At 71.4% G+C, this 15,442-nt stretch carries 11 protein-coding genes and 1 tRNA gene; 3 read left to right on the top strand and 9 right to left on the bottom strand.

The annotated features are described in order from the left end of the window. Positions 1-64 precede the first annotated feature (64 nt). Positions 65-751: a TetR/AcrR family transcriptional regulator gene (locus tag AOK03_RS36200; RefSeq protein ID WP_055569631.1), complete on the bottom strand. Its 687-nt coding sequence runs from the start codon at positions 749-751 to the stop codon at positions 65-67. Beyond that, a complete protein-coding gene (locus tag AOK03_RS36195) occupies positions 748-1,794 on the bottom strand; it encodes an acyl-CoA desaturase (protein WP_055569630.1) in 1,047 nt (348 codons plus the stop codon). The genes AOK03_RS36200 and AOK03_RS36195 overlap by 4 nt, the downstream gene beginning before the upstream one ends. 281 nt (positions 1,795-2,075) lie before the next feature. Between AOK03_RS36195 and ppc the strand changes: the two genes are divergently transcribed. After that, positions 2,076-4,820, top strand: coding sequence for a phosphoenolpyruvate carboxylase (gene ppc, locus AOK03_RS36190; RefSeq protein ID WP_055569629.1), 2,745 nt, complete (start codon positions 2,076-2,078; stop codon positions 4,818-4,820). A gap of 210 nt (positions 4,821-5,030) precedes the next feature. After that, positions 5,031-7,952 (top strand): DUF11 domain-containing protein, encoded by a 2,922-nt coding sequence (locus AOK03_RS36185; RefSeq protein WP_055569628.1) that lies wholly within the window; start codon positions 5,031-5,033, stop codon positions 7,950-7,952. Between the two features lie 473 nt (positions 7,953-8,425). Here the strand turns inward: AOK03_RS36185 and AOK03_RS36180 are convergent, their stop codons facing one another. The 6 genes from AOK03_RS36180 to AOK03_RS36155 all read right to left on the bottom strand — a co-directional run bounded on the left by AOK03_RS36180 (position 8,426) and on the right by AOK03_RS36155 (position 13,237). Next, the gene (locus tag AOK03_RS36180; protein ID WP_208609665.1) at positions 8,426-8,890 is read right to left on the bottom strand and encodes a hypothetical protein; all 465 of its coding nucleotides are present in this window, start codon (positions 8,888-8,890) and stop codon (positions 8,426-8,428) included. Positions 8,891-8,992: 102 nt separating this feature from the next. Then, positions 8,993-9,595 carry an aminoacyl-tRNA hydrolase gene (pth, locus tag AOK03_RS36175; protein WP_055569627.1) on the bottom strand — a complete coding sequence of 201 codons (603 nt, stop codon included), beginning with the start codon at positions 9,593-9,595 and terminating at the stop codon, positions 8,993-8,995. A gap of 102 nt (positions 9,596-9,697) precedes the next feature. Next, positions 9,698-10,291, bottom strand: a complete 594-nt coding sequence (locus AOK03_RS36170) for a 50S ribosomal protein L25/general stress protein Ctc (protein WP_055569626.1) — start codon at positions 10,289-10,291, stop codon at positions 9,698-9,700. A gap of 191 nt (positions 10,292-10,482) precedes the next feature. After that, the gene (locus AOK03_RS36165; protein WP_055569625.1) at positions 10,483-11,457 is read right to left on the bottom strand and encodes a ribose-phosphate diphosphokinase; all 975 of its coding nucleotides are present in this window, start codon (positions 11,455-11,457) and stop codon (positions 10,483-10,485) included. A gap of 116 nt (positions 11,458-11,573) precedes the next feature. Continuing rightward, positions 11,574-13,031, bottom strand: coding sequence for a bifunctional UDP-N-acetylglucosamine diphosphorylase/glucosamine-1-phosphate N-acetyltransferase GlmU (gene glmU / locus AOK03_RS36160; protein WP_079075171.1), 1,458 nt, complete (start codon positions 13,029-13,031; stop codon positions 11,574-11,576). A 133-nt stretch (positions 13,032-13,164) separates the two neighbouring features. Next, positions 13,165-13,237: transfer RNA gene (locus AOK03_RS36155), tRNA-Gln, on the bottom strand. 258 nt (positions 13,238-13,495) lie between these two features. On the opposite strand from AOK03_RS36155, the gene AOK03_RS36150 reads away from it, so the two are divergent. Then, complete coding sequence (locus tag AOK03_RS36150; RefSeq protein WP_055569623.1) at positions 13,496-14,833, top strand: sensor histidine kinase; 1,338 nt, start codon at positions 13,496-13,498, stop codon at positions 14,831-14,833. 48 nt (positions 14,834-14,881) lie between these two features. Here the strand turns inward: AOK03_RS36150 and AOK03_RS36145 are convergent, their stop codons facing one another. Continuing rightward, positions 14,882-15,412, bottom strand: coding sequence for an SUKH-3 domain-containing protein (locus AOK03_RS36145; protein WP_055569622.1), 531 nt, complete (start codon positions 15,410-15,412; stop codon positions 14,882-14,884). Positions 15,413-15,442 lie beyond the last annotated feature (30 nt).

The following is a 15,442-nucleotide window of genomic DNA, read 5'->3' as shown; positions in this document are numbered from 1 at the left end:
GCGGTGGGTGGGCGCGGCCGGGTGGTGCCGGGTGCGGGGGCGACCCGGACCCGGTGGCCGGGCGTCAGTTCTTGCGGTGCCCTATGAGGCGCGGCTTCGGCTCCAGCCCGTCCAGGCCGTGCCAGGCCAGGTTGACCAGGTGTGCGGCCACCTCAGCCTTCTTCGGCTTGCGGGCGTCCAGCCACCACTGGCCCGTCAGCGCGACCATGCCGACCAGCGCCTGCGCGTACAGCGGGGCCAGTTTCTGGTCGAAGCCGCGGGTCTTGAACTCCTGGCCCAGGATGTCCTCGACCTGCGTCGCGATGTCGGAGATGAGCGATGCGAAGGTGCCCGTGGACTGGGCCACCGGGGAGTCGCGGACCAGGATGCGGAAGCCGTCCGTGTACGTCTCGATGTAGTCGAGCAGGGCGAACGCGGCCTGTTCGAGGAGCTCCCGGGGGTGCCCGGCGGTGAGCGCGCTCGTCACCATGTCCAGGAGCTGCCGCATCTCGCGGTCCACGACGACCGCGTACAGCCCCTCCTTCCCGCCGAAGTGCTCGTACACGACCGGCTTGGAGACCCCCGCCTTCGCGGCGATCTCCTCCACCGACGTGCCCTCGAAGCCCTTGGCGGCGAACAGGGTGCGGCCGATGTCCAGCAGCTGTTCCCGGCGCTCGGCACCCGTCATCCGGGTCCGACGGGCACGCCGGGGCTGCTTCTCTTTGCTTGCAGGGCTTGAATTGCTGGAGTCGGTCGCCACGTCGTCAATCATGCCGGGTCGGAGGCGGCCGCCCCGCGGCGGGACTCGACCGCGCCCTCCGGCTTGCGGCGGGCGTCGATGCGCGACTGCGACGGCCACCGCACGTCGTACGCCAGACCCAGCTGCTCGCACCAGCGGATGATCCGTGCCGAGGAGTCGACCTGGCCCCTCATCACCCCGTGCCGCGCCGACGTCGGGTCGGCGTGGTGCAGGTTGTGCCAGGACTCGCCGCAGGACAGCACCGCGAGCCACCACACGTTGCCCGAGCGGTCACGGGACTTGAAGGGGCGCTTGCCCACCGCGTGGCAGATCGAGTTGATCGACCACGTGACGTGGTGCAGCAGCGCGACGCGGACCAGCGACCCCCAGAAGAAGGCCGTGAACGCGCCCCACCACGACATCGTCACCAGACCGCCGACCACCGGCGGGATCGCCAGCGACACGATCGTCCAGAGCAGGAACTGCCGCGAGATCAGGCGGATCGCCGGGTCCTTGACCAGGTCCGGTGCGTACTTCTCCTGCGACGTCTGCTCCTCGTCGAACATCCATCCGATGTGCGCCCACCACAGGCCCTTCATCAGGGCGGGAACCGTCTCGCCGAAGCGCCAGGGGGAGTGCGGGTCGCCCTCCGCGTCCGAGAACTTGTGGTGCTTGCGGTGGTCGGCCACCCAGCGGACCAGCGGCCCCTCGACCGCCATGCTGCCCGCGACGGCCAACGCGATCCGCAGCGGCCGCTTCGCCTTGAAGGAGCCGTGCGTGAAGTAGCGGTGGAAGCCGATGGTGATGCCGTGGCACCCCAGGTAGTACATGAAGACGAGCAGACCGAGGTCCAGCCAGCTCACGCCCCAGCCCCAGGCCAGCGGCACCGCCGCGACCAGGGCGAGGAAGGGGACGGTGATGAACAGCAGCAGGGCGATCTGTTCGAGCGAGCGTTTCTGCTCGCCGCCCAGCGTCGCCGAGGGGGGTGCGGCGGCGGTGGCGGCGGAGCTCACGCCCGCCGGTGAAGCGTCTTCGATCACATCGGAGTCGGAGTACGCATCGGAGGTTGTCGTCATGGGCACGTCCCCTGTGGGGTCGAGGGTCGGGGTGGGAGCAGTGCACGGGCACGGTTCCTGCAACGGCTGCAATACCGCGTTTCCTACGGTTCCGTAACCTACGGCGACGTAAGTATGGCAGTGCGGAGCCCCGCGGCAAGAGGCCGCGAGCTCCGTGCCCGATGTGACACCTATCCTTGGAGACGGTCGGACAGCGCGGTCCGCTCTGTATCTCCCCCGGTATCCCCACCGGGGACCCCTCCCAGTCTTGAAGCGCTTCAACACTGCAAGGAGCCGCACCTGTGAGCAGTGCCGACGACCAGAGCCAGCAGGCCACCAGCACCGCCAGCACCGAGCTGCGCGCCGACATCCGCCGCCTCGGCGACCTGCTCGGCGAGACCCTCGTACGCCAGGAGGGCCCCGAGCTCCTCGAACTGGTCGAAAAGGTCCGCCGCCTGACGCGCGAGGACGGCGAGGCAGCAGCCAACCTCCTCGGCGGTACGGAACTGGAGACCGCGGCCAAGCTGGTCCGCGCCTTCTCCACCTACTTCCACCTGGCCAACGTGACCGAGCAGGTCCACCGCGGCCGCGAGCTGCGCACCAAGCGCGCCGCCGAGGGCGGACTGCTCTCGCGCACCGCGGACCGGCTCAAGGACGCCGACCCGGAGCACCTGCGCCAGACGGTGCAGAACCTCAACGTGCGCCCCGTCTTCACCGCGCACCCCACCGAGGCGGCCCGCCGCTCCGTGCTCAACAAGCTCCGCCGCGTCGCCGAGCTCCTGGAGACGCCGGTCATCGAGTCCGACCGGCGCCGCCACGACATCCGCCTGGCCGAGAACATCGACCTGGTGTGGCAGACCGACGAGCTCCGCGTGGTGCGCCCCGAGCCCGCCGACGAGGCCCGCAACGCCATCTACTACCTGGACGAGCTGCACGCCGGCGCCGTCGGCGACGTCCTGGAGGACCTCACCGCGGAGCTGGAGCGCGTCGGCGTCGAGCTGCCCGAGGGCACCCGCCCGCTCAGCTTCGGCACCTGGATCGGCGGCGACCGCGACGGCAACCCCAACGTGACCCCGCAGGTCACCTGGGACGTCCTGATCCTCCAGCACGAGCACGGCATCAACGACGCGCTCGACATGATCGACGAGCTGCGCGGCTTCCTCTCCAACTCCATCCGCTACACCGGAGCCACCGAGGAGCTGAAGGCCTCCCTCCAGTGCGACCTGGAGCGGCTGCCCGAGATCAGCCCCCGCTACAAGCGCCTCAACTCCGAGGAGCCCTACCGCCTCAAGGCCACCTGCATCCGGCAGAAGCTGGAGAACACCAAGCAGCGCCTGGCCAAGGGCATCCCGCACGAGGAAGGCCGTGACTACCTCGGCACCGCCGAGCTCCTGCACGACCTCACGCTCATCCAGACCTCGCTGCGCGAGCACAAGGGCGCCCTGTTCGCCGACGGCCGGATGAACCGCACCATCCGCACCCTCGCCGCGTTCGGCCTCCAGCTGGCCACCATGGACGTACGCGAGCACGCGGACGCCCACCACCACGCGCTCGGCCAGCTCTTCGACCGGCTCGGCGAGGAGTCCTGGCGGTACGCGGACATGCCCCGCGAGTACCGCCAGAAGCTCCTCGCCAAGGAGCTCAGGTCCCGGCGCCCGCTCGCGCCCTCCCCGGCGCCGCTGGACGCCGCGGGCGAGAAGACCCTCGGCGTCTTCCACACGGTCAAGAAGGCCCTGGAGGTCTTCGGGCCCGAGGTCATCGAGTCGTACATCATCTCGATGTGCCAGGGCGCGGACGACGTGTTCGCCGCCGCGGTGCTCGCGCGCGAGGCGGGCCTGATCGACCTGCACGCGGGCTGGGCGAAGATCGGCATCGTGCCGCTCCTGGAGACCACCGACGAGCTGCGCGCCGCCGACGTCATCCTCGACGAGATGCTCGCCGACCCGTCGTACCGCCGCCTGGTCGCCCTGCGTGGCGACGTCCAGGAGGTCATGCTCGGCTACTCGGACTCCTCCAAGTTCGGCGGCATCACCACCTCCCAGTGGGAGATCCACCGCGCCCAGCGCAGGCTCCGTGACGTCGCGCACCGCTACGGCGTGCGCCTGCGCCTCTTCCACGGCCGCGGCGGCACCGTCGGCCGCGGCGGCGGCCCCTCGCACGACGCGATCCTCGCGCAGCCGTGGGGCACGCTGGAGGGCGAGATCAAGGTGACCGAGCAGGGCGAGGTCATCTCCGACAAGTACCTGGTGCCGTCGCTGGCCCGCGAGAACCTCGAACTGACCGTCGCGGCGACGCTGCAGGCCTCCGCCCTGCACACCGCCCCGCGCCAGTCCGACGAGGCCCTCGCCCGCTGGGACGCCGCCATGGACGTCGTCTCGGACGCCGCGCACTCCGCGTACCGCAAGCTGGTCGAGGACCCGGACCTGCCGACGTACTTCCTCGCGTCGACGCCGGTCGACCAGCTCGCCGACCTGCACCTCGGCTCGCGGCCCTCCCGCCGCCCCGGCTCGGGCGTCTCGCTCGACGGCCTGCGCGCCATTCCGTGGGTCTTCGGCTGGACCCAGTCGCGGCAGATCGTGCCGGGCTGGTTCGGCGTCGGCTCGGGTCTGAAGGCGCTGCGCGAGGCCGGTCTGGACACCGTCCTCGACGAGATGCACGAGCACTGGCACTTCTTCCAGAACTTCGTCTCGAACGTCGAGATGACGCTCGCGAAGACGGACCTGCGGATCGCCAGGCACTACGTGGACACCCTCGTGCCGGACGAGCTCAAGCACGTCTTCACCATGATCGAGGAAGAGCACGAGCTGACCGTCCGCGAGGTCCTGCGCATCACCGGCGGGGAGGAGCTCCTCGGCTCCGCCCCGGCCCTGCAGCAGACCTTCGCGATCCGCGACGCCTACCTGGACCCGATCTCGTACCTCCAGGTCGCGCTCCTCAAGCGGCAGCGCGACGCGGCGGCCGCGGGCGTCGAGCCGGACCCGCTGCTCGGGCGGGCCCTGCTGCTCACCGTCAACGGTGTCGCGGCGGGACTGCGCAACACCGGCTGACCCGGCAGGCACTTCGCGAAGGGCCCCGCACCGCTCCGGCGGCGCGGGGCCCTTCGCCGTCCGGCCGAGGTCCGGTCGTCGGGCCTGCCCCGGGTTCAGCCTCTGATCAGGTGAAACGGCGGTCGTACGGAGTGGTCATACGGCATTTCGCGGCACCTCGGGGAGCACAGTGAACGGGCCCTGAAGTTCCCCACGCCGTTCGGGAGCACCGTGACCCCCGTCCATGACCGGCACCGCCGCCACCTCGCCCCGGCGCTGGCCGTCCTGTTCGCGCTCCTCGCGGCGCTCACCCTCGTCCCGTACGGAACCGCCCACGCCGACGCCCGCATGGCCGTCCGCCTGGACCCGGCGACCTCGCCCGTCCCCTCCGGCGACCACGTCACGTACAACGCGAACATCCAGTGCTCGATCCCCGGCGACTGCCGGGCGGTGACCGTCACCTTCACGCCGCCGCCGGGCGCCTCCGGGCCCGGCCAGGTCTCCCGGCCCTACCCGCCCGGCGTCACGGCCGTCACGCCGAACGCCGACGGCAGCGTGACCGTCACCTACGACGAGATCCCCAGCGGCCAGAGCTCCCAGCTCACCGTCAGCTGGCCCACCACGGACTACTGGACGGCCCCCGGCGACCAGACCGCCGCCATGTCCGCCACCGCCGCCAACGGCGACGGCACGCCCAGCACCGACACGGCCTCCGTCGCCGTCACCGCCGAGCCCAACCCGGCGATCACCAAGGAAGGCCCGAAGGCGGCCCGCCCCGGCGACACCGTCACCTACAAGGTCACGGCGACCAACGACCCGCGCAACGCCAACCGGCCGCGCGGCAACCTCGCCCTGGAGAACACCGTCCTCACCGACGTGCTGCCCAAGGGCGTGGACCTCGTCGACGCCACCCCCGCCGGGTACACCTACGACCCCGCGACCCGCACCGTCAGCTGGCCCGTGGACACCGAACCCGGCCGCCCCGGCGACCAGCTGGCCCAGGTCACGGAGTATCCGTACGGCGTCGTCCACGAGATCCGGGTCAAGGTGCGCGACGACGTCGCCGACGACACCGTGCTCACCGACACCGCCACCATCACGGGCGACCCGTACGGCCCCGGCACCAACAAGATCTCCAAGGACGCCACCGCCGACACCACCGTCGGCACCGGCTCGGGCTCGGTCTCGGGCACCCTCGACAAGTCCGTCGACACACCCCTCGCGGGCAACGGCCAGCGACTGTCGTACGTCCTGCGCTTCAGCAACACCGGCACCGCCCCCGCCGACGTCCGCCTCACCGACGCCCTGCCCAAGGGCTTCGACGCCACCACCCTGCGCGTGTCCACCCCCGCGGGCGGCACCTACAACGGCACCTGGACCGCCGTGGTGACCCGGCGCGACGGCAGCACCGACACCCTCACGCCCACCGGCCAGCAGGTCGACCTCGGCGACGATCCCGTCTCCGTGCGCATCGACGTCCCCGGCCTCGCCGCGGGAGCCGGTCTCGTCGCCCAGTTCGTCGGCCGCGCGGACGCCACCGAGGTCCCGGGCGGCAGCGGCGACGTACGCAACTGCGCGCAGCTCGCACTCACCGGCAGCGGCGGCAGCGCCGCCGAGGAGGACTGCGCCACCTTCCGCATCGAGCCCGAGGTCGCCCAGCCCGAGCTCGGCAAGTCCACCGATCCGGCGCCCGTCGGCCCCGGCGGCACCCACACCTGGCGCGTGACGATCCGCAACGACCGCTACCGCACCGACTCCTCGCCGCTGCGCCCCCGCTTCGTCGACCTGGTACCCCGCCAGCTCGCCTACGAGCCCGGATCCTGGGCCCTCGCGGACGGACAGCCCGCCTACTGCCCCGCCGCGGACCGCTACACCGAGAAGGTCACCGCGGGGCCCGACGGCCGCACCCGCGTCGAGCTCACCGCCGACCGCGGCGCCGAGATCCCGGCGAACGACTCCACGTGCGTGTACGAGTTCCGCACCACCGTCCGGCCCGGCGTGGCCAGCGGCACCTACAGCGGAACGCCGGGCGACGCCGACTACCGCGGCAACCGCGGCGGCCTCTACGACGCCCAGCGCCCCCTCAACACCCGTGAGACCGACACCCACGACATCAACGGCAACGGCGACGCCACCGAGAAGGTCGCCGAGGCCACCGACGACTTCGCCATCGCCCAGTCCGCGTCGCTCTTCGTCACCAAGGAGGTCAAGGGCGACAAGGACAGCGCGTTCCGGGGCTCCGCCGAAGTGCCGGGCAAGGAGGACGAGGTCGGCCGGTCCACCGCGGGCGGCACGGTCGAGTACCGCACCGTTCTCGGCAACATGGGCAACACCGACCTCACCCATGTCGTCGCCTACGACCTGCTGCCCGCGCCCGGCACCACCGGCACCACCAGCGGGCGCTACGGCGACGACGCCACCAGCGAATGGCGTCCCGTCCTCACCGGTCCCATCGACGCGGGTTCCGCGCCGGTGACCATCACGTACTCGGTGAAGGCCGACCCGTGCCGGCCCGAGATGGACAACACCCCCGACGACAGCGCGTCGTTCCAGTGCGACGGCAAGCCCGACCCCACCTTCGTCGCCGCTTCGGCGGTCACCGACTGGAGCAAGGTGCGGTCCGTCCGCTTCGACTTCGACGGCCATGTGTTCGGCGCGGGGGAGCGGTACACCCTGCGGTGGCGCATGAAGGTGCCCGAGCGGGCCGCGGACGGCACGCCGTTCGGGGGCGGGGAGCGGACGTGGAACAAGATCGCCATTGCGGGGGACCGGCGGGAGCCGGACGGCACGCTGCGGTCGCTGCTCGCGACGGAGGCGCCGTGGGTCGTGGCGGAGGTCGGTGTCTCTCCGACGGTTCCGCCGACCGAGCCGCCGACCGAGCCGCCCACGGAGCCGCCCACGGAGCCGCCGACCGAGCCGCCCACGGAGCCGCCCACCGAGCCGCCGACGACTCCTCCCACGACTCCGCCCACCGTGCCGCCGACGGTTCCTCCGACCGTGCCGCCCACGGGGCCGTCCGTGACCGAGCCGCCCGCGCTGCCCGAGACCGGGTCCTCGCTCGTTCCGCTGGCGGCCGGGCTCGCGACGGCGCTGACCGCCGCGGGCGGGGTGTTCTTCGCCGCTACGCGGCGGAGGAGGGGACGGCACTCCTAGCCGGCCGTCCGGGTGCGGGTGGGGTGTGGCTGGTCGCGCAGTTCCCCGCGCCCCTGAAAGCGTGCCTGGCCGCATCCGTCAGCCGCGCTGCGTAAGAGGCGCAGCCCTTCCTATGCCCTTGAAAGCGCGCCTGGCGGTGTCCGTCGGGCGCGCTGTGCAAGGGGCGCGGCTCTTCCTGTGCTCTTGAAAGCGTGCCTGGCCGCATCCGTCAGCCGCGCCGCGCAAGGGGCGCAGCCCTTCCTATGCCCTTGAAAGCGCGCCTGGCGGTGTCCGTCGGGCGCGCTGTGCAAGGGGCGCGGCTCTTCCTGTGCCCCTGAAAATGCGCCTGGCGGTGTCCGTCGGGCGCGCTGCGTAAGAGGCGCAGCCCTTCCCGTGCCCCTGAAAATGCGCCTGGCGGTGTCCGTCGGGCGCGCTGCGTAAGAGGCGCGGCCCCTCCCGCGCCCCTGAAGCGCACCCGCACGGCCGCGCTGGTGTCAGAACGCCAGCGTCGCGAAAGAAGCCGTCAGCAGGGCCGTGCCCGAGAGGGCCAGGGTCCAGGCCGTGCGGTGCAGGCGGAGGCCGCCCGCCACGACCACCGAGGACAGCAGGAGCGCGCCCCCGAAGGGGAGCCACGCGTGGAGGAAGCCGGGGCCGCCCGTGCGGACCGCTTCCCGCGTGCCCGGCTTGAGGGCGACCGGGATCCGTTCGCCCTTCTTCTCCGCGATGGAGCGCTCGATCACGACCTGTCGGCGGGAGGCGGCGGCGTCGTGCGACGAGGAGACGTACCGGCCGACGCATTCGTCGGAGCCGCATCGCGTCACCGTCAGCACGCCGCGCTCACGGCCTTCGGTGAGCATCACGTGCTGCGCCGTGCCCCAGGAAGCCCACACTCCGGCGACGAGCAGCAGCACGGCGAGTGCGCCCATTGCCGTGCGGCGGCCGAGGAGCAGCAGATTCATGGCCGGGATCCTTGGCCACTTGACTCCGCTCAGTCAACAGTGGGCAGAACGGACCCCGGGCGGGATCCCGGGGCGAACCCCAGGAGGCGTCAGGAGCGGGCGTCAGGAGTTGTACGTGCTCTGCGCGCGTTCGAGACCCTCCGTGACCAGGGCCTCGACCGCGTCGGCCGCCCGGTCCACGAAGTAGTCCAGTTCCTTGCGCTCCGTCGAGGAGAAGTCCTTCAGGACGAAGTCCGCGACCTGCATGCGGCCCGGCGGGCGGCCGATGCCGAAGCGCACCCGGTGGTAGTCCGGGCCCATCGCCTTCGTCATCGACTTCAGACCGTTGTGGCCGTTGTCGCCGCCGCCCAGCTTCAGCCGCAGCGTGCCGTAGTCGATGTCCAGCTCGTCGTGGACCGCGACGATGTTCGCCGTCGGCACCTTGTAGAAGTCCCGCAGCGCAGTGACCGGGCCGCCGGAGACGTTCATGTACGACATGGGCTTCACCAGGACGACGCGGCGGCTCGCCGGGCCGGGCGCGCCGATGCGGCCCTCGACCACCTGTGCCTGCGCCTTGCCGGCCCGCTTGAACTTGCCGCCCATGCGCTGCGCGAGCAGGTCGGCCACCATGAAGCCCACGTTGTGCCGGTTCATGGCGTAGTCGGGGCCGGGGTTGCCGAGGCCCGCGATCAGCCAGGGGGCGCTGGCGTCGGTCGTCACGTGCATGTCTCCTTCATACGCGTTCCCACGCGCATCGCTGGCTCGTACGCGGCAGCCGCCGCCCCCCAAAGGGAGCGGCGGCTGCCGTGCCTACGTGCGTCGCGAGGCTCAGGCCTCGGCGGCGGCGTCGCCCTCGGCGTCCTCGGCCGGGGCCTCCTCGGCCTGCGCGGCCAGGACCTGCAGGACGACGGCGTCCTCCTCGACGGCCAGCGTGGTGCCGGAGGGCAGCGGGATGTCCTTGGCGAGGACCGACGCGCCGGCGTCCAGGCCCGCGACGGAGACGGTGACCGACTCCGGGATGTGGGTGGCCTCGGCCTCGACCGGGAGGGTGTTCAGGACGTGCTCGAGCAGGTTGTTGCCCGGCGCCAGGTCGCCCTCGGTGTGGACGGGGACCTCGACGGTGACCTTCTCGCCGCGCTTCACGATGAGCAGGTCGACGTGCTCGAGGATGCCGATGCGGAGGGCGTCGCGCTGGACGGCCTTCGGGATGACGAGCTCGCTCTTGCCCTCGATGTCCAGGTTGATCAGGACGTTCGAGGTCTTCAGCGCCATGAGGGTGTCGTGGTGCGGAAGGGCGATGTGGACCGGCTCCGAGCCGTGGCCGTAGACGACGGCGGGCAGCTTGTCGGCGCGACGCAGACGGCGGGCGGCACCCTTGCCGAACTCGGTACGGGTCTCGGCGGTGATCTTCACCTCGGACATGTGCACTCCTCGTATATGCAGTGACGGAAAAGAATCGGTCACCCGGCCACGAACGGCCTGCTACGAAGAGCGCGTCGATAACGGACAGCCACACAAGAAGTGCGGCCTCCCTCGCCGAGCAACTTCAGCAGTCTACTCGGCGCGGGAGGCCGCACCAAAAGGATCTTCCGAGACCCCGGACGAGGCAGTTCCTACTGCTCGTCGAAGAGGCTCGTCACCGAACCGTCCTCGAAGACCTCGCGCACCGCGTTCGCGATCGTCGGCGCGATGGAGAGCACCGTGATCTTGTCGAGCTCCAGCTCGCCCGGCGTCGGCAGCGTGTCCGTGAACACGAACTCGCTCACCTTGGAGTTCTTCAGACGGTCCGCGGCCGGGCCGGACAGCACGCCGTGCGTCGCCGTCACGATGACGTCCTCCGCGCCGTGCGCGAACAGGGCGTCGGCGGCGGCGCAGATCGTGCCACCCGTGTCGATCATGTCGTCGACCAGGACGCAGACGCGGCCCTTCACCTCACCGACGACCTCGTGCACGGTGACCTGGTTCGCGACGTCCTTGTCGCGGCGCTTGTGGACGATCGCCAGCGGGGCGCCGAGGCGGTCGCACCAGCGGTCGGCGACGCGGACGCGGCCGGCGTCGGGGGAGACCACGGTCAGCTTCGAGCGGTCGACCTTCGCGCCCACGTGGTCCGCGAGGATCGGCAGCGCGAACAGGTGGTCGACGGGGCCGTCGAAGAAGCCCTGGATCTGGTCGGTGTGCAGGTCGACCGTGAGAATGCGGTCCGCACCCGCGGTCTTCATCAGGTCCGCGATCAGACGCGCCGAGATCGGTTCACGCCCGCGGTGCTTCTTGTCCTGTCGCGCGTAACCGTAGAACGGCACGATGACGGTGATGGAGCGGGCCGACGCGCGCTTCAGCGCGTCGATCATGATCAGCTGCTCCATGATCCACTTGTTGATCGGAGCGGTGTGGCTCTGGATCAGGAAGCAGTCGGCGCCGCGCGCCGACTCCTGGTAGCGGACGTAGATCTCGCCGTTGGCGAAATCGAAGGCCTTCGTCGGCACGATGCCGACACCCAGCTTGTGTGCGACCTCCTCGGCCAACTCGGGGTGGGCGCGGCCGGAGAAGAGCATCAACTTCTTCTCGCCGGTCGTCTTGATCCCGGTCACAGCACTGTCTCCTCAGAGAGTTCGTCCCGCTGCCGTACTCACGCGTCCCGGTGCGTCGAGTCGGCCGATTGTGTGCACCTATCACGGTACGCCGTGTCAGACGCACCTGTTTCCGGTCAGCTTGCGCTGTCCGAATTCTGGGGGTCCCGGGCCGCCGCCTCCGCCGCCTTCGCGGCCGCGCTCCCCGGACGCTTTCGGGCCACCCAGCCCTCGATATTCCGCTGCTGGCCCCGGGCGACGGCCAGCGAGCCCGCCGGCACATCCTTCGTGATCACGGACCCGGCGGCGGTGTAGGCACCGTCCCCGACCGTGACAGGAGCCACAAACATGTTGTCCGAACCGGTCCGGCAGTGGGACCCCACCGTCGTGTGGTGCTTGGCCTGGCCGTCGTAGTTCACGAAGACGCTCGCGGCACCGATGTTGGAGTGCTCGCCGATCGTCGCGTCGCCCACGTACGACAGGTGCGGCACCTTCGAGCCGTCGCCGATCGTCGCGTTCTTCATCTCCACATACGTACCCGCCTTGGACTTCACTCCAAGCCGGGTGCCGGGCCGCAGATACGCGAACGGGCCGACGATGGCCTGCTCCCCCACCTCCGCGGTGTCCGCGACGCTGTTGTCCACCCGCGCCCCGGCGCCCACCGAGGTGTCCTTCAGCCGTGTGTTCGGACCGACCTCGGCGCCCTTTCCGAGGTGCGTGGCACCGTGCAGCTGCGTGCCCGGGTGGACGATCGCGTCGCGCTCGAAGGTCACCGTCGCGTCGATCCACGTCGAGGCGGGGTCCACGACCGTCACGCCGGCGAGCATCGCCCCGGTCAGCAGGCGGTCGTTCAGCGTGCGCCGGGCCTGTGCCAGCTGGACGCGGTTGTTGATGCCCGCGATCTCCTCGTGGTCGTCCGCCACGGCGGCGCCGACGCGGTGCCCGGCCTCGCGCAGGATCCCCAGGACGTCGGTGAGGTACTCCTCGCCCTGGCTGTTGTCCGTGCGGACCTTGCCGAGCGCCTCCGAGAGGAGCCGGCCGTCGAAGGCGAAGACCCCGGAGTTGATCTCGCGGATCTCGTGCTGCGACTCGGTCGCGTCCTTGTGCTCGACGATCGCCGTGACGGAGCCGTCGGTGATGTCGCGGACGATGCGGCCGTAGCCGGTCGCGTCCGGCACCTCGGCGGTCAGCACGGTCACGGCGTTGCCGTCGCCGCTGTGCACGGCGGCGAGCTTCCGCAGCGTCTCGCCGGTCAGCAGGGGAGTGTCGCCGCAGACCACCACGACGGTGCCGTCGACCGTGCCGCCGAGCTCCTCGAGCCCGATGCGGACGGCGTGCCCCGTGCCGTTCTGCTCGGCCTGGTAGGCGGTGCGGACCTGCGGGGCGATGGTCCCCAGGTGCTCGCGGACCTGGTCGCTCTGGAAACCGACGACGGTGACGAGCTGCTCGGGCGAGAGCGCGGAGGCGGCGTGGAGCACGTGTCCGATGAGGGAACGTCCACAGATGTCGTGCAGGACCTTGGGCCGGTCCGACTTCATACGGGTGCCCTCACCCGCTGCGAGGACGACGACGGCTGCCGGGCAGGTTGCGCTCACGGGGGATGCCCTTCGGCTTCGGATGGGTTGGGGTTCCTCTGTGGGAGGACATCCGCAGGATACCGGGGCGTAGTGGGGTGGAAATGAGGGCGGGTCCCGACCTCGGCGGTCAGGACCCGGACGAAAAGCGCAGCTCCCCCATCAGGATTCGAACCTGAACAGACGGTACCAAAAACCGCAGTGCTGCCTGATTACACCATGGGGGATCAAACTCGACCGAACCGGACATTCCGTCAGGCTGTCGAGCAGGCACGCAACACTATGCCGTACCGAGCCCCTTCCACGCGACGGTGGAGATCGGCTTCCGGTCGCGGAATGCGGACGTCCGCTCCGAAACCGTGAGGGGTTCTGCAGTTCGAGGGATACCGGCAGGTTTCGCTTCCGGTCGAACAGCGGCGTGTGCTGGATCACCGAGCCGAAAACTCACCGGAAAACCGGGGCGGAACGCCCGTACGCTGGAAGACATGACCACGACGGGGGACGACCGCACCACGGCCATGACCGGGCCGTGGTGGTGGGAGCGGTGGCGCGGTGCCGCGCTGGACGCGGGGCTCGCGGTGCTGTCCGCGGCCGAGTGCGGGGCCGAGGGCGTGGCCTTCGCGCGGGACGCGGGACTGCCGGCGCCGGTGGGGGTCGGCTTCGGTGTGCTCGCGGGTGCCTCGCTGCTGATCCGGCGGCGCTGGCCGATCGCGGTCGTCCTGATATCGATCGCGATCACGCCCGCCCAGATGGGCGTCCTGCTGACCGTCGTGGGTCTGTACACCCTGGCCGCGTCGGAGCTGCCGCGCCGCATCATCGCCGCCCTGGCCGGCATGTCGATGGCGGGCACCCTGGTCGTCGCGCTGGTGCGGGCGAACCAGGACATGGCGGAGGGCAGCCCCGCGATCGGCAGCGAGTTCATCCCCTTCTTCGCGGTGACCGCCGCGGTCGGCGTGACCGCGCCCCCGGTGCTCCTCGGGTTGTACGTGGGTGCGCGCCGTCGTCTCGTGGAGGGCATGCGCGAGCGCGCGGACAGCCTGGAACGCGAGCTGCAGCTCCTCGCGGAGCGCGCCGAGGAGCGCGCGGAGTGGGCGCGGAACGAGGAGCGGACGCGGATCGCCCGCGAGATGCACGACGTGGTGGCGCACCGGGTGAGCCTGATGGTGGTGCACGCGGCGGCGCTGCAGGCGGTGGCCCGCAAGGACCCGGAGAAAGCGGTCAGGAACGCCGCGCTGGTCGGCGACATGGGGCGCCAGGCGCTGACCGAACTGCGCGAGATGCTCGGGGTGCTGCGGACCGTCGACGGCACGAAGGCGAAGACCGAGAGGCCCGCCGAGCCGCTGCCGCTGGCCGCGGTGGGGTTCGCGGCCGCCGCGGCGGCGTCGCGCGCGGTGGACGACGACGGCCCGGACGGCCCGTCCCTGGCGGAGCTTGACGAGCTCGTCGGGCAGTCGCGGGCGGCGGGCATGGCCGTGGACCTGTCGGTGGAGGGCGAGCCGCGGGACTACGCCGCCGATGTGGAACAGACGGCGTACCGAGTGGTGCAGGAGGCGTTGACCAACGTCCACAAGCACGCGGCGGGCGCGAAGACGTACGTGCGGCTCGCGCACCGCCACGCGGAGATCGCGATGCAGGTGGAGAACGAACCCCCGCCGGAGGCCGACGCCTCGGCCGACGCCCGCCTCCCGAGCGGCGGCAACGGCCTGGTGGGAATGAAGGAGCGCGTCACGGGCCTCGGCGGAGTGTTCGTGTCGGGCCCGACGGACGGCGGCGGCTTCCGGGTGTCGGCGGTCCTGCCGGCGCAGGTCGTGGCGGCGGGGTAGTCGGCCCCCTGTCCGCGGAGCCGTAACCGCGGAGCCGTGTCCCCGGAGCTACATCCCCGAGCCCGCGGACAGGCGGGTGGGCTGGGCGCCGGTGATGAGGGTGGCGAGGGCCTGGTCGATGTGGGCGCCGAGGAACCAGTCGCCGCTGTGGTCGAGGCTGTAGACGCGGCCCTCGGTGTCGATGGCGAGCAGCGCCTGGGTGTCCGGCTCCTCGCCGATGGGGCAGACCTCGGTGCCCAGGGCGCGGCCGAGGTCGCCGAGCGTGCGGGCCAGGTGGAGGCCGTACATCGGGTCGAGGTGCACGGTGGCGGGCGCTATCTGGCGGCCGGGGCCCTGCGGGGCGATGTGCAGGCCGCCGAATTCGGCCCAGGCCTCGACGGCCGCGGGAAAGACGGTGTGCCGGTGTCCGGCGGGCGAGGTGTGGCGGCGCAGTGCGTCGGCCCAGATCTCGGCCTGCTTTATGTCCCAGTGGCCCGGACGCCAGCCGGCGGCGCGCAGGGCGGCGTCGACGGGGACGGGGAAGCGGGTGCTGCCGCCGGTGCCGGGTGCGGCGGCCGTGGCGGGGTGGTCCGGGTGCATGGGGTGGTGGCCCTCGTTCGGTGGTGGGGG

It is taken from the genome of Streptomyces atriruber, from assembly GCF_001418325.1.
GTDB lineage: Bacteria > Actinomycetota > Actinomycetes > Streptomycetales > Streptomycetaceae > Streptomyces > Streptomyces atriruber.
Note: the sequence above shows the minus strand (reverse complement) of the source record. Positions and strands in the feature narration are given on the sequence as shown.